This is a genomic window from Micromonospora sp. ZG13 (genome assembly GCF_059359355.1).
The window spans coordinates 59,113-82,028 of the sequence record NZ_JCADBQ010000019.1 but is presented as its reverse complement, the minus strand read 5'-3'; the positions used below and the strand labels follow the sequence as shown (position 1 = coordinate 82,028).

Genomic DNA, 22,916 nt, shown 5'->3' with positions numbered 1-22,916 from the left:
TGCCGCTACCAGCGGTTGCGTGCCTCCTCGGCCCAGCCGACCAGGCCGTCCAGGTCGATCCGCTCGCCGTCGTCGGCCGCCGCCCAGCCCGTGAAGTGCCCGAAGCACTGGTGCGTCTCGTTGGCGAGCACCCCGACGTTGGTCCGGGAGATCTTCTCGTGGAACGGGTGGAACCGCACCGCCACCCGTTCGCCGTCGATCCGCCACGGCCGCAGCCAGTCGGCGCGGTCGTACTCCCAGCGCAGCTCGTTGCCGATCTTGTGCAGCCGGCCGTCGACGAAGACGCCGTTCTCGGTCGAGCCGGTGCCGTCGGTCCACCTGCCGCCGAGCTGGATCGCCCGGCCCGGGCCGCTGCCGGCGGCCCAGTTCCAGCGGACGGCGTACGGCCATTTGCCGCGGCCGTGGTCGAGGACGGCGAAGGAGTCCGCCTCGGCGACGGCATGCCGCACCCCGTCGACCCGCAGCGTGCCGCGTACCGGTCGGCCGAGGTCCTTGACGGTGTACTGGAACCGGCGGGTGCTCCAGGGCACCACCACGCCGAGCGACTCGTGCCCCGCCGGCAGCGGCACCACGAGGTCGACCTCCAGGTTGGGGGCGCTGGCGCGGATCCTGGTGCCGGTCGCCGCCTGGTCGATGTCGATCGAGAGCCCACCGCCGCGGGCCCGTACGGCGCCCGCCCCGCTGACCGGCGGGAAGGTCGTGCCCCGGGCGAGGGGGACCACCGCGCCCCTGTCGATCTCGACCTTCGTCGTGCGGTCGAGCACGTAGAGGCTGTGCACCCCCGTGTAGTCCAGCGACGAGGCGACCAGGCCGACGACGTGGGTCGGCGTGACGACTCCCCAGTACTCCCAGCGCTTGTTGCGGCCCCAGCCGCGCAGGTTCGCCCGGTGCAGCGGGCGGCGGCTCCAGCCCACGGCGGCGGGATTGAGCCGCCCACCCACGAGACACAGGTCGACCGGCTCGGTGATCTCGTTCTCGTGGGTCACGACGGCGAGGGTAGCCGGCCCGCCTGCGGCGTGGACGCCGACGGCTGCCGCCCCGTCGCGGCGGCCTGGCGGTCGAGGGCGCGCAGGAGGTTGCCGCCGAGGACGGCGTCGCGGTCCCCGGGCGAAAGCCCGTCCAGGCCGATCGGGTCCGCCGCCTGGGCGAAGGAGACGTGGTCGAGGCTGGGGGAGAAGTCGGAGCCCCAGTACAGCCGGCGTGGGCCGAAGCGGTCGAGCAGCAGGTCGACGAAGGGTCGGGCCGCGTGGTGCGGGTAGGCGTGCGCGGGGCGGCTGACCGCGTACAGGCCGGAGACCTTGACCCCGACGTGGGGTAGCCGGGCCAGCCGCGCCAGGGGGGTGAGGACGGCCTCCGCCGTCTCGCGGGTCGGCACCCCGGCCCGTTCCCCGGGCAGGCCGAGGTGGCTGAACAGCACCGTGCAGCCGTCCAGGGCAGCCAGGGCCGGGCCGAGCCCCGCGGTCGCCGTGGGCGTGGCGTTGAGGCTGACCACCGCCCCGGCGCGGTTCAGTGCCGGCGCTTCGCGCGTCGCCCAGACGGTGAACGCCTCCGCCGCCGCCTCGTCCGGCAGGTACGCGGCGACGCCGACGAAGTCGCGGGACAGTCGCCGCGCGATCTCGCCCGCCCGCGCCGGTCCGCCTGCTGGGACGTAGGCGACCGCGGCGATCCAGTCGTGCGCGGCGGCCAGGCGGGCGACGTGGGCGTTGTTGCCGGCGAAGCGAGGCTCGCCCTCGTAGCCGACCACCAGGGCCCGTTCGATGCCGTGCTCGCGGCGTAGTGCCTGGTAGACGGCCAGTTCGTCGCCGCCGGCGGGGGAGTGGCCGTAGCGGCCGGGGTAGCCGTCGGCGAACAGGTGCAGGTGGGCGTCGGCGCGTCGCATGGTCGGACCCTAACCCAAATTTCCGCAGGCCATTGACGCGGCGGCACCCCTGACTTAGGTTCTTGTCTCAATTAGGTCCGGATTCTAGGGCGCGAGCAAGGGGTGAACCGCGTGACGCTGGAAGGCGACAACGTTGATGAACTGGTCCGGCTGCGGCGCCAGCTACATCAACACCCTGAGCTGCGGTTCACCGAAAGGCAGACGGCCGCTACTCTCGAAGGGTTGCTGCGGCCGCTGGGCCGGATCCGGACCGGAATCGCCGGGACCGGCTTGGCCCTGGAGATCGATGGAGCCGCATCCGGACCCGAAGTTCTCCTTCGGGCCGATATGGACGCCTATCCCGTCCAGGACGCCAAGCAACAGCCGTACGCCTCCCGCAACCCCGGCGTCTGCCACGCCTGCGGGCACGACGTACACATGACCGTCGCCTACGGAGTCGCCGCCCGGCTCGCGGCCGACCCGCCGGCCCGCGGCTCGGTGACCCTGCTGTTTCAGCCCGCCGAGGAGATCCCGTTCGGCGCGGACTCCGGCGCCGCCGCGGTGCTCGCCCACGAGGCGTTCCGCGACCGCCGGTACGCCGCCGTGCTCGGCCTGCACTGCTGGCCCGACCTGCCGGCGGGCTCGCTCGGCGTCGACCGGAGCACCGCGATGGCCGCGAAGGACGCGTTCCGCGTCGAGGTGCTCGGGCTGGCCGCGCACGCCGCGACCCCGGCGCTGGGGCGCGACGCCATCCTCGGCCTCACCGCCATGGTCACCACCCTGCACGCCGCCGTCGCCCGGGCCCGCAACCCCGAGGAGTTGGTCGCCTTCAACATCGGCACCATCTCCGGCGGGGCGAGCCAGAGCCAGGTCGCCGCCAGCGCCGAGGCGACCGGGACCCTGCGCACCCACGACCCGGCCGTGCGGGAGCGACTCAAGACGGTGATCGAACGCGTCACCCGCCAGCAGGCCGCCGCGCTCGACCTCGGGGTGCGCTTCACCTGGGCCAACGAGATGCCCCCGGTGCGCAACGCCGCCGAGCTGGTCACCCTGGCGCACGCCGAACTGCCCGGCATCGTCGACGTCGTCGACCTGCCCGTACCGCCGCTGACCACCGACGACTTCGCGTTGCTCGGCGCGCTCGGCCCGAGCCTCTACGTCAAGCTGGGCGTCACCGGCGAGCGCGGGGGCGCTCCGCTGCACTCCGGCGCGTTCGACGTCGACGAGCGGTGCCTCGTGACGGGGGTGGCCGCACTGGAGCGGCTCACGCGGGCGGTCCTCGACGGCCGGCTGCGTGCCGGCGTCGCCGACGCCGTGCCGGCGCCGGCCGGGGCGGTGGACGCATGAGCCACGGGCCGCGGGTGGCGGTGATCGGCGGCGGCGCGTTCGGCGTGCGGCACGTCGCCGCCTACCAGGCGCTGGGGATCAGGGTCGACGCGCTGGTCGATCCCGACGCGGCCACCCGGCACCGGGTCGCCGCCCGTCACGACGTCCCGCGCACCTTCGCCACCGTCGCCGAACTGCTCGACGCGGGCGCGCCGGACGCCGCCTCCGTGTGCGTGCCCGGCTCCGCCCACCGCGCCGTCGCCGTCGACCTGATCACCGCCGGGGTGCCCGTCCTGGTCGAGAAGCCGCTGGCCGCGACCGTCGCGGACGCCGCCGCCATCGTCGCCGCCGCCGAGGCGTACGGGGTGCTCTGCCAGCCGGGGCACCTCCTGCGCTACAGCCCGGCCCACCGGGCGCTGCACGACGCCGTGCGCGCCGGCCGGCTGGGTCAGGTGCTGGCGGTCTCCTCCCGCCGGGACCGCCCCCGCACCCTGACCCGGCTCTTCCCCGGGGAGCATCCCGCCCTGCTGACCGCCGTGCACGACATCGACCTGGCGCTGTGGTACGCGCAGTCACCGGTGGTGCAGGTGCGCGCGGCGGCCCGGACCCGCCCGGGATCGGCGACGCCGGTGCTGGTGTGGGCGGAGCTTCGACATGCCAACGGCGTCGTGTCGTCGGTCCGCAACAGCTACCTCCTTCCCGAAGACACGCCCAACCACACCGCCGACCTGGTCGAGGTGTACGGCACCGACGGCATCGGCCATGTCGACCTCGCCCACCCCGCCCTGCTCGTGCAGGCCGAGCGGACCGAAGCGCCGGACTGGCTGCTCTCCCCGGCCGACGGCGGTGGCGCGCTCGCCGCCGAGATCCGGCACTTCCTGCGCCGGCTGGACGGCAGCGAGCCCACGCCGGTCGTCCCCCTCGCCGACGGGCTGCACGTGGTGCAGATCGCCGCCGCCGTCGCCGACAGCGCCGCCGCCGACGGCGCCCCCCGCCGAGTTCCCCCATCCCCCTCGCTGACAGGAGCTTCTGCCGATGACTCGACGTAGATTGGCCGCCGGCATCGTCGCCGCCGGCATGGCCGCCGCCGCGTTGCTGACCGGTTGCGGAGGAGACGACGCCTCATCCGGACCGGTCACCCTCAAGGTGCTGACCTGGGAGCCGGGCGGCACCGAGTACTGGAAGCAGGTCAAGACCAGCTTCGAGGCCACCCACCCGGACATCAAGCTGGACATGCAGTCGGTGCCCTTCGACAAGTACCCCGAGGTGCAGGGCCCCTACATCACCTCCCAGTCGGGCCCGGACGTGATGGCCAACAACGCCGGCCTGGAGCTGTTCGACCGGCGCGGCGCGTACGAGCCGCTGGGCGACAAGGCGGCCGAGATCAACAAGGACCTCGTCACCTACAGCGGCGCCTGCGAGGGCTTCGACACCGCCAAGCCCTGTTACGGCGTGCCCTTCTCGTACCAGGGCAACGTCCTCTACTACAACAAGAGCATCCTGACCGCCGCGGGGCTCGACCCGGAGAAGCCGCCGGCGACCTGGACCGAGTTCAGCGCCGCCTGCGACGCCGTGAAGAAGGCCGGCAAGACCTGCCTGGCCCTCGGACTGTCGGGGACCTTCCCCGCCTACTGGGACTTCCCCGAGATCGCCCGCAGCTACCTGAGCGAGGACGACATCCGCGGCCTGCTGGCCGGCACCCTGTCGTGGAAGGACCCGAAGCTGGTCGCGGTGCTGGGCAAGCTCGCCGAGATCACCACCAAGGGCTGGGCGAACAGCAACGCCCCGTCGATCACGATGCTCCCCGACGGCGCGGACATCTTCCAGCGCGGCGACGCCGCATTCGCCGGGACGATCATCTCCGACGCGGTGAACTGGGAGGCGTTCGGCAAGGCCCTCGGCGACGACAAGCTCGGCGTGACCCGCTGGCCGGCCGCCGACCCGGGCGCCCCGCTGGCGCAGAAGTTCTCCGGCATCGAGGGCGCCGTCTACGGCGTGACGAAGTGGAGCGAGAAGAAGCAGGCCGGGCTGGAGTTCATCACCTGGCTCGCCGGCAAGGAGAACGGCGAGCTGTGGGTGAAGCACGCCAAGGGCCAGCCGCTGAACAAGAACGTCGACAAGGCGCTGCTGCCCTCCTCGCCGGCCTTCCAGAAGATCCAGGAGCTGGTCGCCGAGCCGACCCTGCACGCCGGGGTGATGCTCTCCGGGCCCGAGGCCGACGCGCTGGCGCGCGGCTGGCAGCAGGTGAGCCTCGGTCAGCTGACCGTCGACAAGTGGGCCGAGCAGATGCAGCAGGCGCTGGAGCGCAGCCCCACCAAGAAGCAGGCCAAGTAGCCGTACGGGGCGGGGCGGGACACGCCCCGCCCCGCCAGCCGGAGAAGGAAGCCAGATGACGATCTCCACCGCGCCGGTGCCGGAGCCGGTGGCCGCCGACAAGCCGACCCGATCCGCCCGGCGGCCCCCGCGCCCCGGCCGGGCCCGCGAGTGGTGGCTGGGTGCCGTGCTGGTGCTGCCCGCGCTGGTCCTGGCCGTGATGTTCAAGGTGGTGCCCCTGATCCGGGGCGTGATCACCAGCACCGAGTCGTCCAGCGGGTTCGGTGGCAGCTCGTTCGCCGGGGCCGACAACTACACCCGCATGCTCGACGACCCGATGGTGCTCACCAGCTTCCGCAACGCCCTGCTGGTGGTGGCCACCCTGCCGGTGTGGATCGTGCTGCCGCTGGTGCTGGCGCTGCTGATCCACCAGCGCTCGCCGGGCTGGAAGTTCTTCCGGGCCGTCTACTTCGTCCCGTACACCATCGCCCCGATCGTCGTCGGCATCATGTTCCGGCAGATCCTCGCCCCGGACGGTCCGCTCAACGCCCTGCTGCGTACGGTCGGCCTCGAACCGCTGGCGATCCAGTGGCTCAACGGCCGGTACAGCGCGCTGTTCTCGCTGGTCGCGGTCGCCCTGTGGAGCTTCTTCGGCCTGGGCGTGATGACCTACCTGGCAGGCCTGGCCACCATCCCCGAGGAGACGCTCGAGGCGGCCTACCTCGACGGCGCCGGGTTCTGGCGTCGGCTGCTCTCCGTGGTGGTGCCGATGCTGCGGCCCACCGTGGCGTACTGGAGCGTGCTGTGCGCCTCTGGCGTCCTGATCTGGCTCTTCCCGCTGATCTACGCGTTGACCCAGGGCGGGCCGGGCGACGCCACGATGCTGCCGGAGTACCTGGTCTTCCTGACCACCTTCCAGTTCCTGGACCGGGGCTACGGCTCCGCCATCGGCATCGCGCTGTTCGTCTTCGTCGCCGTGCTCTCCATCTTCAGCGTGCGGCACATGTTCACAGAGGGGACCAGGAAGCCGCGATGAACCAGCGCCACTTCGCCCGGGCCGGGCGCTACCTGCTCACGTTCGCGCTGGTCGTCGTCGCGGTCGCGGCGGTCTACCCGCTGCTGTTCACGGTGGTCAGCTCGCTGAAGACGCAGACGGGCTTCGCCCAGGACCCGCTGGGGCTGCCGAGCGGGATCACCCTCGACAACTACCTCGAGGCGTTCCGCCGGATGGACATGCCCCGGCTGCTGCTCAACTCGCTGATCACCACCGTGGGCGGGCTGGTGCTGTCGGTGCTCGCCGCGCTGCTGGTCGCGTACGCGGTGACGAAGCTGCGCTTCCGCGGCGGCAAGGTGGTCTTCCTGCTGATCATCATCACCCTGACCATCCCCGGTCAGGCGATCATCTACCCGCTCTACCAGACCGTGCTGGACCTGGGCATGTCCGGCGAGTACCAGGGGCTGATCCTGGCGTACGCGGCGTTCGGGCTGCCCCTGGGCACCTACCAGCTCGCCGGCTACTTCCAACAGGTGCCCGACGAGCTGATCGAGGCGGCCCGGGTCGACGGCGCGGGCCACTTCACCATCCTGTTCCGGCTGCTGGCCCCGATCGCCGCGCCGGCACTCGCGGCGCTGGCCATCTTCAACTTCGTCTGGATGTGGAACGACCTGCTGCTGCCCCTGGTCATCATGGGCGGTTCGGACAGCAAGACCCTGATGGTGGGCGTCAGCCTGCTCAGCGGCCAGTACGACGTGTCGGTGCCGCTGGTCAGCGCCGGCCTGATCGTCGCCCTGCTGCCGGTGCTGATCATCTACCTGGTCTTCCAGCGCCAGCTCGTCTCCGGCGCGCTCGCCGGCTCCGGCAAGTGATCCGCCCGGTGGCCGGCTCCGGCTCCGGCCCCGTTCCCGCCGGCCCCGGCCCGGCCCGCCCCGGCGGGGTCGCGCCGGCGGCCGATCCCGGGGCTGCGGGGCCGGGGGAGCAGCTGTGCCACCTCTACCGGCTGCGGCCGGGTGCCGAGGGGGAGTACGAGCGCCGGCACGCCGAGATCTGGCCGGAGATGTCGGCGTTGCTGGACGAGGCGGGCGTCTACGACTACCACATCTACCGGCACGGGCTGCTGCTGATCTGCGTGCTGCGCACCCGCGACGGCTACCCGCGGGCGCGCCGGGTCACCGGGGCATCCGCCGTGCAGGCGCGCTGGACGCGGTCGCTGGCGCACCTGTTCGCCGAGATCGCCGACGCCGACGGCGAGCCGCTGTGGGCGTACCCGGTCTTCCACCACGCGGGCCGGCCGCCCCCGGCGTGAGCGGGACGGCCCGTACGACGGTTGCCCGGCGGCGCACGCCGCCGGGCAACCGTCGCGTGTGCTCAGACCGCGTAGGCGACGGAGCCGTCCGCGCGCAGCGGGATGCGGTGCAGGGGCCGGCCCGTCAGGTCCAGGGGCGCGGCGTCGGTGAGGTCGAGCGTCACGCCGAGCCCGGGCTCCTCGGGCACCGGCAGGAAGCCGCCCTCGCGCCGTACGCACGCCCGCGCCGGGCCCTCGGCCAGCTGGTCGTCGAGGGGGGAGTACTCCTGCACCACGAAGTTGGGGATCGCGGTGTCGAGGTGTACCGAGGCCATCGTCAGCAGCGGGCCGAGGCAGTTGTGGCTGACGACGGCGGCGTGGTGTGCCTCCGCCAGGGCGGCGATCTTGCGGGCGTGACTGATGCCGCCGGCCAGGCCCAGGTCGGGGCGGACGTACTGGGCCCCGCCCTGGGCGAGCAGTTCCTTGAACTCCCAGATGGTGTGCAGCCGTTCGCCGTTGGCCATCGGCACGCCGAGGGCCCGCCGGGCGACGTCGGCCTGGCTGCTGACGCTGTCGATCTGGATCGGGTCCTCCACCAGCAACGGCAGGTGCCGGGCCAGCGCGGGCACGACCGCTTCGGCCTGCAACGGGGTGAGCTTGCGGTGCAGCTCGACGAGCAGGTCCACGTCGGGGCCGACGGTGTCGCGTACCGCCGCCGTGGTGGCCTCGGTGGCGGTGACCAGGCGGGCCAGCGACAGGTCGGCGTAGTCGGCCGGCAGCGGATCGAACTTGACCGCGGTGAAGCCGTCGGCCACGGCCGCCGCCGCCTGCGCCGCCAGCGCGTCGGCGCCGGTGCCGGGCAGCAGCAGGTGCAGGCGGATCCGTTCGCGTACGCGCCCGCCCAGCAACTGCCAGACCGGGACCCCGAGCCGCTTGCCGAGCAGGTCCCACAGGGCGATGTCCACCGCGGCCACGGCGGCGGAGAGCACCGAGCCCCGGAACGGGCCCATCCGGTAGAGGTGGTGCCAGTGGTGCTCGATGCGGCGGGGGTCGGCGCCGAGCAGGTGGGGACGGAACGCCTCCACCACGGCGTGCACCGCGGCGGGGTAGCCCCAGCACGCGGACTGGCCGACGCCGACCAGCCCGTCCGACGTGTGCAGCTGGACGAAGTGCGCGTCGCCCAGCACCACCGACTCGACGGCGGTGATCTCCATACTTGCCCCCAAATTAGAGACCAATAACGGCCAGAAACTTGCTAGTGCACTCTTCCATAGCCTTACGGACCTGGTCTAGGCTTCGGAACGAACGAGCCGCAATAAGGCTCTAACTGCTATTGGGGGTGTGATGGGTCTGCCGGACGACTATCGGCTCATGGCCCGGATCCGCCGGTTCGAGGAGCGGCTGGCCGCCCTCAAGGACGACGGCGAGATCCCGGGCTCGATCCACCTGTGCAACGGCCAGGAGGCGATCCCGGTCGGCGCCTGCCGGGCGCTACGCGACGGCGACCACGTGACCGCCACCTACCGTGGCCACGGCTGGGCGGTCGCCCGGGGCGTCGACATGACCGGGCTCTTCGCCGAGATGATGGGGCGCGACTCCGCGCTCTGCGGCGGCCGGGCCGCCTCGCCGTACCTGTCCGACCCGAGCCGCTGGTTCCTGGGGGAGAACTCCATCGTCGGCGCCGGAGTGCCGGTCGCCGCCGGCGCCGCGCTGACCGCGCAGCGCACCGGCAGCGGCGCGGTCTCGCTGGTCAGCATCGGCGACGGCGCGATGAATCAGGGCAACGTGCACGAGGCGATCAACCTCGCCGCCGTGCTGGACCTGCCGCTGGTGCTGGTCGTGGAGAACAACGTCTACTCCGAGATGTCCCGCATCGAGGACATGGTCCGCGTACGCCAGCTCGCCGAGCGCGCCGCCGGCTACGGCATTCCCGGCCGGGTCGTCGACGGCAACGACCCCGACGCCGTGGCCGAGGCCGTCGGCGAGGCCGTCACCCGGGCCCGCGAGGGTGCCGGCCCCTCCATCGTGGAGGCGATGACCGAACGGCTGGTCGGCCACTACAGCGGCGACGTGCAGCACTACCGGCCGGCCGGCGAGATCGCCGCCGCCCGCACGCGCGAGCCCCTGGCCCGGATCCGGCAGGCCGCTGACGCCACGCTCGCCGCCCGGCTCGACGCCATCGACGCCGAGGTGGCCGCCGAGGTCGAGGCCGCCGTCACCGCCGCCCGCGCCGTGCCGTTCCCGGACCCGGCGACCGCCAAGGAGCACGTCCATGTCTGAGTCCCTGCGCTACATCCAGGCCGTCAACGCCGCACTCACCTGGGCCCTGGACAGCCGCGACGACACCGTCTACTTCGGCGAGGACGTCGCCCTGCCCGGCGGGCCGTTCGGCGCCACCAAGGGGCTGCACAAGCGGTTCGGCTCCGCCCGCATCTTCGACACCCCCATCTCCGAGACCGGCTTCCTCGGCATGGCCCTCGGCGCGGCGATGACCGGCCTGCGCCCGATCGCCGAGATCATGTACGCCGACTTCTCGTTCGTGGCGATGGACCAGTTCGTCAACCAGATCTCGACCATCCACTACTCCAGCAACGGCCGGTGGAGGGCGCCGCTGGTGATCCGGATGCAGCAGGGCTACTCGCCCGGCGCCTGCGCCCAGCACTCCCACTCGCCGGAGGCGTACTTCGCGCACACCCCGGGCCTGCGCGTCGCGCTGCCGGCCACCCCCGACGACGCGTACCAGATGCTGCGCACCGCCGTGGTCAGCGACGATCCCGTGGTCGTCGCCGAGGCGCGGATGCTCTACCCGACGCGCGGGCCCGTGCGCACCGACGCCCCGGTCGAACCCGTCGGCGGCGCCCGCGTGGTCCGCCCGGGCGGCGACGTCACCGTGGTCGCCTGGTCCCGGATGGTCGGTGCCGCGCTCGACGCGGCGGGCCAGCTGGTCGAGGAGGGCATCGAGGCCGAGGTGATCGACCTGCGCTGGCTCAACCCGCTCGACTTCGACACGGTCGCCGCCTCCGTGGCGCGCACGGGCCGCCTGGTCGTCGCCCACGAGGCGAACCTGACCGGAGGGTTCGGCGCGGAGATCGCCGCCCGGGCCGCCGCCGAGTGCTTCGCCGACCTGCGCGCCCCGGTCGCCCGGGTGGCCGCCCCGGACGTGCCGATGCCCGCCGCCCCCGCCCTCCAGGCCGCCGTGGTGCCCGAGGCCGCCGACGTGGTGGCGGCGGTGCGCCGGACGGTCCGTCCGTGAGCGTCGACACCCCGCAGGCCGGCCTGCTGGCCGGCCGGCGGGTGGTCGTCGTCGGCGGCGCCTCCGGCATCGGCCTCGCCACCGTCCGGGCCGCGGCCGCCGCCGGCGCGGCGGTGGCCGTGCTGGACGCCGACGGCGACGGCGCGGCCAGCGCCGCCGAGCAGGCGCGCGCCGCCGGTGCGAGCGCCTGCGCCCGGCGGGTCGACGTGACCGTCGAGGCCGAGGTCGCCGCCGCCGTCGACGGCGCCGCCACCGACCTCGGCGGCATCGACGCCGTGCTGCACGTGGCGGGCGTCATGCGCGGGCAGGGTCTGGACGTCCGGGAGGTCACCGCCGAGCTGTGGTCCCAGGTGCTCGCCGTCAACCTGACCGGGCCGTTCCTCGTCGCCAAGCACGCCGTACGACACCTCGCCGGCCGGTCCGGCGTCCTCGTGCTCGTCGGGTCCAAGGCGGGCGTGCTGAACGGATCGGGGTCGGTACCCTACGGCGCGAGCAAGGGAGGGCTGCACGGCCTGGCGCTCACCCTGGCCCGACAGCTCCGTCCACAGGGGATCCGTGTGCACGCGCTCTGCCCCGGCGACATCGACACGCCGCTGATGCGCAGGTCGTTGGCCGAGGCGCGGACCAACGGCGCGGACGGGGAGCGGGTCGCGGAGATCGAGGCCGCCCTTGGTCGGCCGGAGGACGTCGCGTCCACGCTGGTCCTGCTGGCATCGCCGGTCAGCGACGGTGTCGTGGGCACCGTCCACACCGGCTGAGCAGCCGACCCGAGGACGGCGACGACGTGGAGGCGACAAGGTGATCGGCATCATCGGACCGGAGGACTCGATCCGGCTCGTGCAGGAGGTCTCCGCCGGGGAGGGGCGGGCCGGGGACCTCACGGTCCGCGCCTACACCCGACCCGAGCAGGCCCCCGAGCTGGCCCGCGAACTCGACGAACTGTGCCAGGTGCTGCTGTTCACCGGGCGCATCCCGCACGCCTTCGCGGCCTCCGCCGGGGGGCTGCGCGCCGAGATCGACTACATGCCGCACGCCGGCATCGACCTCTACCGCACGCTGTCGCGGATGCTGCTGGCCAGCGGTGGGCGGCTGCCCACGGTCAGCGTGGACACCATCGAGGCCGACATCGTCCGGGAGACCTACCACGACATCGAGCTGACCCCGCCCACCGAGATCCTGCCCATCGCCGACTCCTCGGGGCTGCTCTTCTCCGGCCTCGACGAGATCGTCGCCTTCCACCGCGAGCGGTACGCCTCGGGCGCCGTCGAGGCGTGCCTGACCTGCCTCGGTGCGGTCCACCGCGACCTGCGCGAGAGCGGGGTGCCGGTCTGGCGTGTCGAGCACACCCGCGCCTCGGTCCGCGACGCCCTGCGCCGGGCCTGGCTCGCCGCGGAGATCCGGCAGTCCCGGGCCACCCAGATCGCGGTCATGATGATCGAGGTGGCCGAGCAGGGCGGCCGCGGGCACGACACGTACCAGGTGGAGCGGCAGCGGCTGCGGCTGCGCGAGGCCCTGCTGGAACATGCCGAGCGGATGCGCGGCCGGCTGAGCACGATCGACGACCGTACGCTGCTCATCACCACCACCCGGGGCACCGTGGAGAGCGCCATCGCCCGGCAGCGCTCCGGGCACGCGACGCTGCTCACTCTGCGCGGCGTCGACGTCGAGCACACCCTCGGCTTCGGCGCGGGCACCACCATCGCCGCCGCCGAGGACAACGCCCGCAAGGCACTGGCACTCGGCCGGGGCAGCGGCGACACCCACGTGGTCTTCCCCGACGGGGAGATCTACTCCAGCCGCGAGAGCCCGGTGAAGCAACGGCTCCGCGAGACCGCGTCCGGGGTGCTACGCATCTCCGAGCAGTTGCGGCTCGGGCCGCTGTCCACCCGCCGGCTGCTGGAGGCGCTGCGCCAGACGGACCCGAACGAGGTGACCGCGCGGGGCCTGGCCGACGCGTACGGGGTGGAGGTCCGCTCGGCACGCCGGCTGCTCAACTCCCTGCGTGCCGCGGGCTACGCCGAGGAGATCGGCGTGCACGTCAGCACCGGCGCGGGCCGGCCGCAGACCGTCTACCGGGTGGAGATGCAGCGGCTGTTCGACGAGATCGGCGGCGGGGTGTGAGATTCGAACCCACCTTCCTGGTCACCGCCACGTTCGCCGCCGACGCCGCCGTCCGACGCGAACCCCACCGGCAGGAGCACCTCGCCCGCGTCGAGGCCCTGCTCGCCGACGGCACCGCCCTGATCGCCGGGGCACGGGCCGACCTCGGCGCCTCCGTCCTCGTCCTGCGGGCCGCCGACGCCACCGCCGCCCGCGCCCTCTGCGAAGAGGATCCCTACTGGCGGCACGGGGTGTGGACGGCCATCGACGTGGCCGACTACCTGGCCGCCATCCCGCCACCCCATGGAAGGTCATGATGTCGCAGTACCGTCAGATCACCGGAATCCGGGTGCGGGGCGCCGCGTCCGCGCCGTACGCCGCCCAGCTGCTGACCCAGGCATGGGGGGAGCGCCCCGACGCGGTGACGGTCGACCTGGACGTCGACCCGGCCCTGCCCGAGGGCGGCTACCGCATCGAGGTGCCCGAACGGGGCGACATCCGGCTCACCGGTGACCCCTTCGCCGGCCTGATCTACGCCGCCCGGGAGCTGACCACCCTGGCCACGCCGGCCGGTCTGCCCGTTGGCGTGCGGACCGACTCGCCCGGGTTGCCGCTGCGGACACTGTGGACCTGGGACCACTCCACCAACTGGGACCTGCGCCAGCTCGGCCAGCAGGAGATCGGCGCGCTCAACCCGTACGCCAAGGGCGCCGACGCCTTCGGCGCCGACTACCGCCGGCTGGTCGACTTCTGCAGCCGCGAGCGGATCGGCGGCATCGTGGTCTACGGGTTGCTGCGCGACGCCCACGGCGGCGTCGAGGCGGCCCGCGAGCTGTGCGAGTACGCCAACGCCCGGGGCGTACGCATCATCGCCGGCATCGGCGTCAACGCCTACGGGGGCATCTACTTCGACGGCCGGCACCGCTACAACCTCGCCACCTGGCTGCGCCAGCGGCCCGACCTGGCCGCCGAGCTGCCCAAGAAGGTGGGCTTCGACATCGACGACTTCGGCGACCTGCACTTCCCGGCCAGCGAGTACATGATGGCCGCCTGCCCCTCGCAGCCGGACAACCTCGCCTGGCACCGCGACGCCGTCGACTGGCTGCTGGACACCCTGCCCGTCGGGGGCATCAACTTCGAGACCGGCGACTACGGCAGCTGCGCCTGCCGGCGCTGCGCCGCCCGCACGGGCGGCGAGCGGACCTCCTGGTCGTACGAGGCGATGCGCTCGGTCTACCCGACGCTGCTGGAGACGGCTCGGCGCACCGGCCCGGCGGGCGTACCGCTGCGGCACCTGGTCGAGGTCTACTGGGACAACATCTTCGACCTGGAGGCGCAGAAGCCGCTGGCCGAGCTGCCCGACGACGTGGCCTACCAGTACTGCGTCAACCGGGGCTTCTGGTACGACAACCGGCACCGGCTCACCGCCGCGCACGTCGAGCAGCTCCCGCACACCACCAACGTGCTGCGCACCCACGCCGGCTCCCAGTGGAACCGGCAGCGGCACTCCTGGGTGCCCGACATGTACGCCGACATGGGCATCCGGGCCGGCGACGCCGGGCTGCGCGGGCTGACGATCTTCGCCGAGGCGTCCGCGTACCACCCCACCAACGAGATCAGCTACCTGGCGTACGCCCGCTTCACCTGGAACCCCGACCTGGCCTGGGCCGACTTCTGGCGCGACGAGGTCGTTCCCCGCTTCGGCGGCGCGGCCGAGGCCGAGGCGTTCCGCGACGCGGCGGCCGTGCTCGACGACGGCGTGGCCACGGCGGACGCCCTCGCCGCGGTGCGCGGGGACGCCCTGGCGATGGTCGCCGCCACCGGTGGCGAGGTGCAGCGCCGGTGGCTGTGGCTGGCGGAGCGGGCCGCCCGCCACGCCCACTCCGCCGGCTGATCGGGCGACGCCCGAGCCGGCGCCCGGAGGAGCGCACCGGGTCGCGGGCCGAGAACCGCGGTAAAGGGGCCCCGGGCGTCGAGGAAGGCGAAGCCGTGCGGGAGGGGGTCGTGCGAGGGCCGTCGAGTCTCGCGCCCCGGTGGGTCAGTCGCCCCAGGCGTTGGCATCCAGGAGCATGTCCCAGGTCAGGTAGGGCAGCTCGGGGTGGCGCTGGTGCAGGATCTCGCCGGGCAGGGTGGCGGCCGGCGCCTTGCGGGGGTTCGCCAGCGCCTGCGCCTCGATCGCGTCGGTGACGGCCCGGGCACCGCCGAGGCGGGGGTGGCGTCGGTGGACGCGCTCGGCGTACGCGGGCGGCACCGGGCTGTCGGTGCCCATGAGGTCGATGCCGATCCCGGTCTGGGCGATGCCGATCTCGGGCGGTCGGCGGCGCTGGAAGACCGGTGAGTCGCGGAAGCCGCGCGTGGTGTGCATGGCGATCGCGTCCCACACGGTGTCGACCCGGCGGTCGGTGACGCCCCGTTCCTCGAGGAACCGGGCGGCGAAGTCCGCACCGTCCATCTCGAAGCGCTGGTCGGAGTTGGCGTGCCCGGTCAGGCCCACGTCGTGCAGGGCGCAGATCAGGAACACGACCTCCTCGTCGTAGTCGCGCCCGGGGCGCCGGCCGGCCCGCGCGGCGGCCTCGCGGGCGAAGAGGAAGCTGCGCAGGCTGTGGTTGCGCAGGAAGGCCTCCTGCGCGTCCTCGATCAGCCGGATCGCCTCGCGGGCCAGCCGGGTGGACGGGAAGGACAGGTCGGCCTCCGGTTGGTCGTGCGCGGCGGCCGGGGTGGCGGCCACCAGCCCGGTGAGTACGCCGGCGCCGGCGGCCAGGCCCGTGCCGAGGGCGGTGCGTCGGGAGAAGGAAGGGGTCACGGGGTACCTCGTCTCTCAGGGGTGGGGTGTGCCGAGCGGAAGCGCTGGCGGTACTCGGCCGGGGTGGTGCCGATGCCGCGCAGGAAGGCGCGGCGCATGGTGTCGTCCGAGCCGAAGCCGCAGACGCGGGCGATGCGGTCCACGCCGTCGTGGGTCGCCTCGAGCAGGGTCTTCGCCGCCTCCACCCGGACCTGCTCGACGTACCGGGTGGGGGTGGTCCCGACCGTGCGGCGGAACAGGCGGGTGAGGTGCCGTTCGCTGAGCGACGCGTGCGCCGCCATCGTGGCGAGCGTGTGCGGGGCGGCCGGGTCGGCGGCGACGGCGTCCAGGACGCGGCGCAGGGCGCTGCCGGGGGCGGCCGTGGCGCTGCCCCGCACGGTGAACTGGGACTGGCCGCCGGGGCGGTGCAGGAAGACCACCAGGTACTTCGCGGTGGTGCGGGCGCGCTCGGGGCCGTGGTCGTCCTCGACCAGCGTCAACGTCAGGTCGATGCCCGCGGTCACGCCGGCCGAGGTGAACAGCGGCCCGTCCCGCACGTAGAGGGCGTCGGGCCGGACCCGGACCGCGGGGAACCGCGCCGCGAGTTCCGCGCAGGCCGCCCAGTGGGTGGTGGCCCGGCGGCCGTCGAGCAGCCGCGCCGCCGCGAGCAGGAACGCGCCGGTGCAGATGGCCGCGGTACGGCGGGCGAGCGCGCTGAGGCGGGGGAGTTCGGCGACGATGGCCGGCGGCGGCTGCGCCGTGGCGAGGGGGAGGCCGGGCACCAGGAGCGTGTCGAAGCGGTGCCGCACCTGGTGCAGGGTCAGCTCCACGTCGAGCGGTACGCCCACGTCGGTGCGCACCGCGCGACCGTCCACCGAGGCCAGTCGGATCCGGTAGCCGCCGCTGCCGTGCAGCACCTGCACGGGCCCCGCCACGTCGAGCAGCACGACGCCGTCGTGCACCACCACGACCACCTCGCGGGTCCGGAGGATCTCCACACCAGAAGTCTGGTCACCCCCTGCCGAGGGCCACAAGGACGGCCGCACCGCACATCCGGCCATCCGGGGCCCCGCCCACGAACGACCGTACGGCCGTGCCGCGCCCTTGCGCCGAGGGGCCAGGGACAGGTATACATTCAGGACCGTAAATAGTAAAGTTTCTTTAGAATTGGAGGTGGACGCGTTGCGGAAGCCGTTGAGCAAGCTCCTCGTCGGGGGCGCGGTCGCTCTGCTGGCCGTGGCGACGGCGCTGACCGTGGCCCCCGCCGCACATTCCTCCGTCGGGCAGGACGAGGCGTGCCGCCCGGACGGGCTGTACCGGACGCCAGGCGTGGCGGTGCCGTACTGCACCGTCTACGACACCGACGGCCGGGAGAAGCTGGGCGCCGACCATTCCCGGCGCATCATCGGCTACTTCACCAGTTGGCGCACCGGACGCAACGGCTCGCCGGCGTACCTGGCCAACCAGATCCCCTGGGGCAAGGTCACCCACATCAACTACGCCTTCGCCCACGTCGACGCGGCCAACAAGATCTCGGTCGGCAACCCGACGGCGGCGGACAACCCGGCCACCAACATGACCTGGCCGGGCGTCGCCGGCGCCGAGATGGATCCGCAGTACGCCTACACCGGGCACTTCAACCTGCTCAACAAGTACAAGAAGCAGAACCCGAACGTCCGTACGCTGATCAGCGTCGGCGGCTGGGCCGAGACCGGCGGCTACTTCGACGACAACGGCGACCGGGTCGACGCCGGCGGCTTCTACCGGATGACCACCACCGGCGGCAACACCGTCAACACCGCCGGCATCGCCACCTTCGCCGACTCCGTGGTCGCCTTCCTGCGTACCTACGGCTTCGACGGGGTGGACATCGACTACGAGTACCCCACCTCCAACAACAAGGCCGGCAACCCGCTGGACTTCGCGCAGGCGGACGCCAAGCGGGCCGGGCTCAACGCCTCCTACCAGGTGCTGATGAAGACGTTGCGGGAGAAGCTCGACGCGGCTGCCGCCACGGACGGCAAGCACTACCTGCTCACGGTGGCCGCGCCCGCCTCGGGCTGGCTGCTGCGGGGGATGGAGTCCTCGCAGGCGCTGCGGTACCTCGACTACGTCAACATCATGTCGTACGACCTGCACGGGTCCTGGAACCACCACGTCGGCCCGAACGCGGCCCTCTACGACAACGGCGACGACGCCGAGCTGGCCGCCGGCGGCGTCTACGGCGCGTACGGCAACATCGGCTACCTGAACACCGACTGGGCCTACCACTACTTCCGTGGCGCGCTGCCCAGCGGGCGGGTCAACATCGGCGTCCCCTACTACACGCGGGGCTGGCAGGGCGTCACCGGCGGCACCAACGGGCTGTGGGGCCGCGCCGCCCTGCCCGACCAGAGCAAGTGCCCGCCGGGCACCGGCACCTCGATCGGCTCCACCACCCCCTGCGGGAACGGGGCGGTCGGCATCGACAACCTCTGGCACGACCTGGACGACGCCGGCGGGGAGGTGCCCGCCGGGGCCAACCCGATGTGGCACGCCAAGAACCTGGAACGCGGCATCACCCCGGACTACCTGTCCGCGTACGGCCTCACGCCGGCCACCGACCCGACCGACCGGATCAGCGGCAGCTACGCCCGCCACTACTCCGCCGCGCTGGTCGCGCCCTGGCTGTGGAACGCGCAGAAGGGCGTCTTCCTCTCCACCGAGGACGAGCAGTCCCTCGGCGCCAAGGCGGACTACGTGGTGGACAAGGGCATCGGCGGCGTGATGATCTGGGAACTCGCCGGCGACTACGCGTACGACCAGGCCAAGGGCCAGTACGGCATGGGCGAGACGCTCACCACCCTGCTCTACGACAAGTTCCGGACGGCGCCCGCGTACGGTGCCCGTCGCGCCGCCGTCACCCTGCCGACCCGGACCATCGACGTGACCGCCACGGTCGGGGGCTTCGCCCTCGGCGACAACAACTACCCGATCAACCCCGAACTGCGGCTCACCAACAACACCGGCAGCCCGATCCCGGCCGGCGCGCAGCTGGAGTTCGACTACCCGACCACCACACCGACCCTCACCCAGCAGTCCGGCTGGGCCCTGACCACCGTGTCCACGGGGCACACCGGCAGCAACGTCGGCGGGCTCAGGGGCGACTACAACCGGGTGCGGCTCACCGTACCGGCCGCCATCGCCCCGGGCGCGTACGCGGAGGTGACCCTCAACTACCAGCTGCCGATCTCCGGACCGGCCAACTTCACCCTCAGCTTCGGCGGGCAGACGTACTCGCTGGCCAGCGACCAGGCCCGTGGGGCCGTGCCGGTCGACCCGACGCCCAGCCCGAGCGGCTCCACCCCGCCGGGCGGCGGGACGTGCACCGCGCCGGCCTGGTCGGCGGGCACGGCGTACTCCGGTGGCGCGCGGGTGTCCCACGCCGGGCGTACCTGGAGTGCGAAGTGGTGGACCCAGGGTGACACCCCGGGCAGCGCGGCCGTCTGGGCCGACGAGGGGGCGTGCGCCGCGACGCCGTCCCCGACGACCTCGCCCACCGCGTCCCCGACCGTCGGCCCGACCCCGACCGGCGGTGCCTGCACCGTGCCGGCCTGGTCGGCGGGTACCGCGTACTCCGGCGGCGCGGTGGTCTCCCACGACCGGCACCGGTGGACCGCGAGGTGGTGGACCCGGGGCGACGTGCCGGGAGCCGACGCACAGGGCGTCTGGACCGACAACGGTCCCTGCTGAACCCAAGGGCGGGGTCGCCGGTGAGCGGCGGCCCCGCCCGAGCGGCGACGGCGTACCGGTGGAGGCGGTCCGTGGCCGTGCTACGTCATCTCGATGAGCCGCCGGGTCACCACGTCCCCTCGGCGCGTCGACGCCCAGCGAGGTGCAGCAGGCCTGCCGATGTGGGGCGGAACCCGCACCGATCAAGGTAGAACGGCTCCAGGTGCGCCTCATAGTCGACGTGCAGCCACTCGCAGCCCGCAGTCGCAGCGTCGTCGACCGCGGCCCGAACCAGGCCCGCGCCGATTCCCCGGTGCTGCGATCCGGGGTCCACCGCGGTGTCGAGCAGGAAGGCGTGCGCCCCGCCGTCCCAGCAGACCTGCACGAAGCCCACCAGGCGACCGGCGTCGAAGGCACCCACCCACGTCAGCGCGTGCCGCTCCAGCCGCTCGGCCCACGGCGTCACCTGCCCGACCGTGCCACCGAAGGCCCGGGCATGAAGAGCACTGAGCTCCACGTCATCGACAGGGAAGCGCGACACCATCTCGATCGACACGTTGGCACACTACCGGCACGTCCTGGCATGGACTGACCTCCTTGAGGGGCATGCCGGCCAGCAGCGCGTCGTGGCGAGGAACGGGGCTTCGTGCGTACCGTCAGTTCCGCTTGGTGGTGGCTGGTGCCCGGTGACGCTGCACACCCGCACAGCGTGCAACCCCGGCCTCCGGCCAGGGGGAGAGCTCACTCCGGGGAAAGATCCGTCAAGGCGTGTTGCGTAGCTGGAGGACGTATGTCGCGGTGAGCGCGACGGCACGGTCTTCGTCCCGTGCCAGAGCTGCGAGGGCGCGTGACGTCGTGGTCCCCGGGATGTCCGCGAGCGCCTGTGTCAGCCGTCGACGTGCAGACGATTCGACGGCGCCGTGAGCGAGGCGGTCGACGAGCCCGGTGGCGATCTGATCCGCCAACGCGGGATCACTCGCCAGCGCGCTCAGTGCATCCGCCGCATCGGCGTCGTTCGCCTGCTCGACGATCATGTCGATGAGTGTGGGGACCGCGTCGGCCACCCCACGGGCCCCGAGCGCCAGAGCCGCACACCTGCGGACGGCGAGGTCGGAGTTGGTGAGGGTGTCCCGCAGCAGGGCGGTCGCCGCACCGTTCGGAATCTCGGCGATGGACTGGACGGCACGTTGCCGCACCTCGGCTGTCGGCGAGCCGAGGCCCTCCGCCAGCAGTGCCAGTCCGCCATCGCCCGAGCGCGCCAGAGCCCATCGGAGGGCTCCGGCGACGTTCGGGTCCGTCTCGCTCAACGCTGCCTCGACCAGAGCCTCCACCGGCACCGGAACCTCCCTGACCGAGGACAGGGCCGCGCGCTGACGCTTCCCGGCGCTCTCCGACACCAACGCCTGGAGGAGCGCCACGATCTGGAGGACGTCCTCCCAACCGGCGGGTTCCGAGGCACCGATCCGACGGAGTCGCGTGAGCAGCTCCGTCTCATACGCGATGCGTTCTCGCGCCTGGCGGATCAGGTCGCCGACGAGGTCCGAGGGCGTGAAGCCGGGATCATCCAGCGCGCGCCCGACTTCACGCAGCGACAGCCCCAACGACCGCAGGCTCTCGATATGGAAGATTCGCCGGATGTCGTCGCTGGCGTACTCCCGATAGCCGGCCCCGGTACGACCCGTCGGCCGCAGCAGGCCGAGCGACTCGTAGTGCCTGAGCATGCGGGCGCTGACCCCGGACCGTCGTGCCACCTCACCGATCAACACCGCCTGTCACCCCTCCTGGCCGGTCGTGCCGAGGGCCACGATGCGTTTCGCCTCCTCGAACGCGAACTCGAATCCGGCATCCGGGTCGCGCAGCAGCCGTTCCGTGGCGCTCGCGTGCTGACGTACGCGCGGGTCGGCATCCGTCATCGCCGTGCGCAGGGTCGGCATGATCACCTCGCCGAGCGCGGTCAGCGCCCGGCTGAGGCTCAACCGTGTGCCCTGCTCGCCGCGCCCGAGCTGTGTCGCCAGCACTCCGGCCAACTCGGCTTCGTCACCTTCGGGCACGAGTACGACCGCTGCCCGCCAGGCGCTGCGCGCCACCTCGTCGTCGGCGTCGGTCAGCAGCGCTCGTGTGATCGCCGGCCACGCTTGCCGATCCCCGATCTTGGACAGGGTGTGCAACGCCTGGCTTCGTGCCTGCGCACGATCCGAGCGGAGCTCATCGACGAGTCTCGGGACCGTCATCGACGACGAGTGGCGGGTGAGGGCCCAGGTGAGCATTTCGCGCACGTGGAACTCGGGCTCGATCGCGCATCGTTCGATGAGCTTGTCGATGAACCACGGGTCCGGGGTCGTGCCGACCGCCAGCGCTGCCCGTAGCCGCACCGACGAATTGGTGTTCTCCAGCGCGCGGAGAGCCCGCAAGGCGTTCGTGCCCTCGTCCGGCATGGTCATTGGGACCACCTCCTTGGCAACAGTGGAGACCTTGTCACCGTGTCAAGGTCAAGCGGCGCCGCGCCGTGAACCGGCCGGGGCGGCGAGCCCGGTGCCGACCGACCCCGCGGCCCATCCCGTGCCGACGCCGGCGGGTACGCGGCGGCGTGGCGACGGACCATGGCCCCGGCCACCCTGGAGCCGCCCGGCCTCCTGCCGGGCGTCAGCCGGCCGTCTGCGGGGTGGGGGCGCCGGGCCGGGCGGAGGTGGCCTCGGCGAGCGCCGTCCGCAGGACGTCGAGCAGCGGCCCGTCGGGGTGGTCGATCCAGTGCTGGATGGCGACGCGCAGCGACGCCAGGAAGGTCGCCGCGAGGACCCGGGACCGCAGCACCCGGTCGGGGCCCGTCAGCCGGTGGGCGATGTCGTCGGCGAGTTCGCGCTCGATGGCGGTGTAGGCCGCGACCTGGTGCGCGACGAGGCCCGGGTGTCCGCGTAGCTGACGGCGGTGGACCAGCCAGGAGGGCGGGGCGTTGCCGTACGCCTCGACGGCGAGGCGCTCGGCGGCCCCGCTGAGCGCGGCCCACGGCGGCGCGTCGGCCGGCTGGCGGCGGACCAGTTCCAGCAGCCGGCGCAGCCGCACCGCGTCGCCGTGGAAGATCGCCTCCTCCTTGCTGGAGAAGTAGTTGGAGAACGTCCGGCGCGAGACGTTCGCGGCGTCGGCGACGGCCTCCACGGTGACGCGGTCGAGCCCGTGCTCGGTGGCGAGGCGCAGGGCCGCCTCGTGCAGGGCGAGGCGGGTGGCCGCCTTCTTGCGTTCCCGCAGCCCGGTGGTCTCCTCCATGGCGACAGCCTACGGGTCCGTGATTCAGTT

The 22,916-nt window shown here is 73.0% G+C and carries 22 protein-coding genes; 13 read left to right on the top strand and 9 right to left on the bottom strand.

Features of this window, described 5'->3' with window-relative positions; all coding sequences use genetic code 11:
• Window positions 1-5: 5 nt before the first annotated feature.
• Together AC5L34_RS26605 and AC5L34_RS26600 are read right to left on the bottom strand one after the other, a co-directional pair.
• Window positions 6-986, bottom strand: a complete 981-nt coding sequence (locus AC5L34_RS26605; RefSeq protein ID WP_494827477.1) for a DUF2804 domain-containing protein — start codon at window positions 984-986, stop codon at window positions 6-8.
• Window positions 983-1,879, bottom strand: a complete 897-nt coding sequence (locus AC5L34_RS26600) for an amidohydrolase family protein (protein ID WP_441176749.1) — start codon at window positions 1,877-1,879, stop codon at window positions 983-985. The genes AC5L34_RS26605 and AC5L34_RS26600 overlap by 4 nt, the downstream gene beginning before the upstream one ends.
• A 102-nt stretch (window positions 1,880-1,981) precedes the next feature.
• On the opposite strand from AC5L34_RS26600, the gene AC5L34_RS26595 reads away from it, so the two are divergent.
• Genes AC5L34_RS26595 through AC5L34_RS26570 form a run of 6 tightly spaced genes read left to right on the top strand, consistent with a single transcriptional unit; the run spans window position 1,982 to window position 7,800 of the window.
• Entirely contained in the window at window positions 1,982-3,205 is a 1,224-nt protein-coding gene (locus tag AC5L34_RS26595; RefSeq protein WP_494827475.1) for a M20 metallopeptidase family protein, read from the top strand.
• Window positions 3,202-4,233, top strand: a complete 1,032-nt coding sequence (locus AC5L34_RS26590) for a Gfo/Idh/MocA family protein (RefSeq protein ID WP_441176746.1) — start codon at window positions 3,202-3,204, stop codon at window positions 4,231-4,233. Before AC5L34_RS26595 ends, AC5L34_RS26590 begins: the two co-directional genes overlap by 4 nt.
• Complete coding sequence (locus AC5L34_RS26585) at window positions 4,220-5,518, top strand: ABC transporter substrate-binding protein (protein WP_441176745.1); 1,299 nt, start codon at window positions 4,220-4,222, stop codon at window positions 5,516-5,518. Before AC5L34_RS26590 ends, AC5L34_RS26585 begins: the two co-directional genes overlap by 14 nt.
• Window positions 5,519-5,573: 55 nt before the next feature.
• Window positions 5,574-6,533, top strand: coding sequence for a carbohydrate ABC transporter permease (locus tag AC5L34_RS26580; protein ID WP_089000831.1), 960 nt, complete (start codon window positions 5,574-5,576; stop codon window positions 6,531-6,533).
• Window positions 6,530-7,363 carry a carbohydrate ABC transporter permease gene (locus tag AC5L34_RS26575; protein WP_363901345.1) on the top strand — a complete coding sequence of 278 codons (834 nt, stop codon included), beginning with the start codon at window positions 6,530-6,532 and terminating at the stop codon, window positions 7,361-7,363. The genes AC5L34_RS26580 and AC5L34_RS26575 overlap by 4 nt, the downstream gene beginning before the upstream one ends.
• Window positions 7,360-7,800, top strand: a complete 441-nt coding sequence (locus AC5L34_RS26570; protein ID WP_494827473.1) for an L-rhamnose mutarotase — start codon at window positions 7,360-7,362, stop codon at window positions 7,798-7,800. The genes AC5L34_RS26575 and AC5L34_RS26570 overlap by 4 nt, the downstream gene beginning before the upstream one ends.
• A gap of 62 nt (window positions 7,801-7,862) precedes the next feature.
• Here the strand turns inward: AC5L34_RS26570 and AC5L34_RS26565 are convergent, their stop codons facing one another.
• Window positions 7,863-8,993, bottom strand: coding sequence for a mandelate racemase/muconate lactonizing enzyme family protein (locus AC5L34_RS26565; protein ID WP_441176742.1), 1,131 nt, complete (start codon window positions 8,991-8,993; stop codon window positions 7,863-7,865).
• Window positions 8,994-9,123: 130 nt separating this feature from the next.
• Here AC5L34_RS26565 and AC5L34_RS26560 point away from each other — a divergent pair, with 130 nt between their 5' ends.
• The 6 genes from AC5L34_RS26560 to AC5L34_RS26535 are packed head-to-tail and all read left to right on the top strand — an operon-like array spanning window position 9,124 to window position 15,026.
• The gene (locus AC5L34_RS26560; protein WP_441176741.1) at window positions 9,124-10,059 is read left to right on the top strand and encodes a thiamine pyrophosphate-dependent dehydrogenase E1 component subunit alpha; all 936 of its coding nucleotides are present in this window, start codon (window positions 9,124-9,126) and stop codon (window positions 10,057-10,059) included.
• Window positions 10,052-11,032 carry an alpha-ketoacid dehydrogenase subunit beta gene (locus AC5L34_RS26555; protein WP_494827470.1) on the top strand — a complete coding sequence of 327 codons (981 nt, stop codon included), beginning with the start codon at window positions 10,052-10,054 and terminating at the stop codon, window positions 11,030-11,032. Before AC5L34_RS26560 ends, AC5L34_RS26555 begins: the two co-directional genes overlap by 8 nt.
• Window positions 11,029-11,790 carry an SDR family NAD(P)-dependent oxidoreductase gene (locus tag AC5L34_RS26550; protein WP_441176739.1) on the top strand — a complete coding sequence of 254 codons (762 nt, stop codon included), beginning with the start codon at window positions 11,029-11,031 and terminating at the stop codon, window positions 11,788-11,790. Before AC5L34_RS26555 ends, AC5L34_RS26550 begins: the two co-directional genes overlap by 4 nt.
• Window positions 11,791-11,830: 40 nt before the next feature.
• Window positions 11,831-13,153, top strand: a complete 1,323-nt coding sequence (locus AC5L34_RS26545) for a hypothetical protein (RefSeq protein WP_494827468.1) — start codon at window positions 11,831-11,833, stop codon at window positions 13,151-13,153.
• Window positions 13,150-13,449, top strand: a complete 300-nt coding sequence (locus AC5L34_RS26540; protein ID WP_101409390.1) for a YciI family protein — start codon at window positions 13,150-13,152, stop codon at window positions 13,447-13,449. The genes AC5L34_RS26545 and AC5L34_RS26540 overlap by 4 nt, the downstream gene beginning before the upstream one ends.
• Window positions 13,449-15,026, top strand: a complete 1,578-nt coding sequence (locus AC5L34_RS26535; RefSeq protein ID WP_494827466.1) for a hypothetical protein — start codon at window positions 13,449-13,451, stop codon at window positions 15,024-15,026. The genes AC5L34_RS26540 and AC5L34_RS26535 overlap by 1 nt, the downstream gene beginning before the upstream one ends.
• A gap of 144 nt (window positions 15,027-15,170) precedes the next feature.
• On the opposite strand, the gene AC5L34_RS26530 is transcribed toward AC5L34_RS26535, so the two are convergent.
• Window positions 15,171-15,935 carry an HD domain-containing protein gene (locus AC5L34_RS26530; protein ID WP_494827464.1) on the bottom strand — a complete coding sequence of 255 codons (765 nt, stop codon included), beginning with the start codon at window positions 15,933-15,935 and terminating at the stop codon, window positions 15,171-15,173.
• A complete protein-coding gene (locus AC5L34_RS26525; RefSeq protein WP_494827462.1) occupies window positions 15,932-16,912 on the bottom strand; it encodes a GlxA family transcriptional regulator in 981 nt (326 codons plus the stop codon). The genes AC5L34_RS26530 and AC5L34_RS26525 overlap by 4 nt, the downstream gene beginning before the upstream one ends.
• A gap of 175 nt (window positions 16,913-17,087) precedes the next feature.
• Here AC5L34_RS26525 and AC5L34_RS26520 point away from each other — a divergent pair, with 175 nt between their 5' ends.
• Window positions 17,088-19,646 carry a glycosyl hydrolase family 18 protein gene (locus AC5L34_RS26520; protein ID WP_494827460.1) on the top strand — a complete coding sequence of 853 codons (2,559 nt, stop codon included), beginning with the start codon at window positions 17,088-17,090 and terminating at the stop codon, window positions 19,644-19,646.
• Between the two features lie 106 nt (window positions 19,647-19,752).
• Here the strand turns inward: AC5L34_RS26520 and AC5L34_RS26515 are convergent, their stop codons facing one another.
• The 4 genes from AC5L34_RS26515 to AC5L34_RS26500 all read right to left on the bottom strand — a co-directional run bounded on the left by AC5L34_RS26515 (window position 19,753) and on the right by AC5L34_RS26500 (window position 22,886).
• The gene (locus AC5L34_RS26515) at window positions 19,753-20,181 is read right to left on the bottom strand and encodes a GNAT family N-acetyltransferase (RefSeq protein WP_494827458.1); all 429 of its coding nucleotides are present in this window, start codon (window positions 20,179-20,181) and stop codon (window positions 19,753-19,755) included.
• Between the two features lie 205 nt (window positions 20,182-20,386).
• Window positions 20,387-21,391: a HEAT repeat domain-containing protein gene (locus tag AC5L34_RS26510; RefSeq protein ID WP_494827456.1), complete on the bottom strand. Its 1,005-nt coding sequence runs from the start codon at window positions 21,389-21,391 to the stop codon at window positions 20,387-20,389.
• Between the two features lie 6 nt (window positions 21,392-21,397).
• On the bottom strand, window positions 21,398-22,066 hold the full coding sequence (locus tag AC5L34_RS26505; protein ID WP_494827454.1) for a HEAT repeat domain-containing protein: 669 nt from the start codon (window positions 22,064-22,066) through the stop codon (window positions 21,398-21,400).
• Between the two features lie 202 nt (window positions 22,067-22,268).
• Window positions 22,269-22,886: a TetR/AcrR family transcriptional regulator gene (locus AC5L34_RS26500; RefSeq protein WP_494827452.1), complete on the bottom strand. Its 618-nt coding sequence runs from the start codon at window positions 22,884-22,886 to the stop codon at window positions 22,269-22,271.
• Window positions 22,887-22,916 lie beyond the last annotated feature (30 nt).